Source organism: Cytobacillus firmus DS1, from assembly GCF_000565285.1.
GTDB classification, from domain to species: domain Bacteria; phylum Bacillota; class Bacilli; order Bacillales; family Cytobacillaceae; genus Cytobacillus; species Cytobacillus firmus_A.
This window is the reverse complement of sequence record NZ_APVL01000055.1, coordinates 1-2,481: the sequence shown is the minus strand read 5'-3', so window position 1 is coordinate 2,481 and position 2,481 is coordinate 1. Positions and strand designations below refer to the sequence as shown.

At 41.0% G+C, this 2,481-nt stretch carries 2 protein-coding genes; both read right to left on the bottom strand.

The genetic code is table 11. From position 1 onward, the window contains the following. Positions 1-36: 36 nt before the first annotated feature. On the bottom strand, positions 37-804 hold the full coding sequence (istB, locus tag PBF_RS24615) for an IS21-like element helper ATPase IstB (RefSeq protein WP_035333648.1): 768 nt from the start codon (positions 802-804) through the stop codon (positions 37-39). Further along, complete coding sequence (istA, locus tag PBF_RS24610) at positions 804-2,357, bottom strand: IS21 family transposase (RefSeq protein ID WP_035333647.1); 1,554 nt, start codon at positions 2,355-2,357, stop codon at positions 804-806. The genes istB and istA overlap by 1 nt, the downstream gene beginning before the upstream one ends. Between the last annotated feature and the right edge of the window lie 124 nt (positions 2,358-2,481).

The window sequence follows — 2,481 nt, the reverse complement described above, 5'->3', positions numbered from 1 at the left end:
TGTAACCGTCAAGTAGTTTTGAACACTTTTTGCTCATTAAGTTTGAACACTTTTTGCTTCAAAAATTGTTCTCCGATTTTTAATTCGATAACTTTCTCCGTTTAAATGAATGACTTCAACTTTATGAAGCAGCCGGTCTAATATGGCCGTTGTTATTCCCTTGTCTCCCATCAATTCTCCCCATTGTTCAGGTCCTTTGTTCGATGTAAGGATGATTGAACTTCGTTCATACAAGTCGTTGATAAGATGAAAGAATAAGTTGGCTTCTCGTTGATCCATAGCCATATACATTAAGTCATCTATGATGATAAGGTCTGCTTCTTTTATAGCCTTGAGCTGAAGCTGGGATTTACGGAGATACTCCTGGGTCTTAAGGATATTAATTAGCTCTCCCATTGTGTAAAAGGAGACTTTATATCCGTTTTGAATGGCTTCCAGCCCTAGCCCAATCGCAATATGGGTTTTCCCCACCCCCGGTGGGCCCAGAAGGATCATATTGTATTGCTGCTCAAGCCAAGTCAGCTCTTTAAGCTGCTCTAATTGACGAGTGCTGAGCGATTGCTGTTCGGCAATCTTAAATTCATCAAGCGTTTTATAATAAGGAAACTTGGCCTTTTTCAGCCTCTTTTCCCTGTTTTTCTCCTCGCGGCGCTTCAGTTCAAATGATAGTGTTGCTTCTAAAAATTCAAGATAAGTCCACGATTGTTTTTCTGCATTTCGAAGCAATGCGGGCAATTCATTTGCTGTTTCCGCCATCCGAAGATGGCGATAGTGTTCCTGAAGCTGCTGTACCGATCCTTTCATTATTTAGGTCCTCCCATAATCTCTACATACGTTGCCAGATCCCTTGATTGTGCAGTGGCTTTTACTGCGGGGGAAGTCTTCTTCATTTCCTGAAATGAAGGGGGAGGGAATGGTTCATTTTCCGTTAATCGGTGAAGGTGCTGAGCGACATCACGAAGATCATTTGCACTCCAAAGATGTTCTTTAACGCATTGGGCAAGGGCTACATCTATGACATGCCTATATTGGTTAATCGTATGTTGAATGATTTGGAGCTGGTCCCTCATATATCTTGGATATCGGTAACTAATCTCTTGGATGAATTGTTTTGCTTGATCAGGATTTGATAATTGCCGTATAACGGTTTCCTTGTAAGCTTCAATTCCTTTGGACCGATCTCTTCCGTGGTTCCTGTTCTTAATCAATTCCCCTTTTCCTACACATAATCGATGACGGGCAAGGATGTCTCCTTGCGGAGTGGCCTTGATAATCAGCTCATTTTCTTTTACTTCAATATAAACTGTATTGTCGCCCTTTGGCCGGAAGGTTCCGAGCGGTAGGGAGTATCGGTTTGATTTGTATTTAATTACATTGTCCTTATGTACAGTCCTTGTTATACTGGTATTTAGGTTGCTCTCAAAAGAGAGCAGAGATGAGACTGGTCTTAAGTGTTGCTTTTCCAGGGCGTGCACTTCTGCCGGTCTCTTTTTTGTCGTATTATGTACGTTTTGGTTGCCTGTTCTTTCAAGCCAGGCAAGGCACTTTTCATTCCAGCTCTCCAAGTTGAAGAAGGTTCGGCTTTTGGCAAAGTTCCCTTTGATGAACTTGACGACATTTTCAATCTTTCCTTTGCTTTGGGGATCTGATTTCCGGCATAGATAAATCCTAAAACCACGTTCCTGCTTATACGCCTGAAAATCTCCAGTAAGAATGATATCCCCGGCATTTTCACTTACTGTAATCAAATGGTCTTGGTCGTAAACCATTTCTTCCGGCATTCCTCCAAAGTACTGAAATGCATTTTCATGACAACGGATTGTGTCTCTTGTGGTGAAGGGTCTATCTTGCCATTCTACATATTTGTATCTGGAATGCGATAGAACAAATGAAATAAAATACAGTTTTACTTCTTTGTTCTCCGTATTTTTAACTTTCATTTCTCCCCAGTCCACCTGAACTTGGATCCCCATTGGAAGTTCTTCTACTGCTTCATGATCACGGATACGAATCACTTTCGGGATATGGTAGGTATCTCTCAAGTCACTGACATAACTTCTTAGTGTGCTGCTTCCAACTGCGATGGCTGGGTTCTTTTCCTTCAGCCAATCTTCAATTTGAGCTGAGGAAAGATCCGGATGTTCCTTTAGCCACGTAAGGATGATATCCCGATAGGGATCCAGCTTTTTGCTTCTTGTATTCAATGTGGAGACCCAATCTGTTGCTTCATCGAATGACATCTCCAAATATTTATAAACGGTGTTTCTTGATATTCCTAATTTCTTGGAGATAGCTGCTATTTTAAAACCTCTTCTCCTTAGTTGATTTACTTCGATATACAAAACTAGTTTTTCCACCTTTCGATTCCTCCAGCTAGCACTAAGTTGAAAATATCATCATAGCCTAACTGAGGTGATAATGGGTGAAAAAGTGTTCATTTCTATCGAGCAAAAACTGTTCACTTTAGTCTAGCAGTTACAA

Bases quoted from the DNA above. Each gene is read 5' to 3' on its own strand.
- istB (WP_035333648.1), bottom strand. From the start codon at position 804: ATGAAAGGATCGGTACAGCAGCTTCAGGAACACTATCGCCATCTTCGG.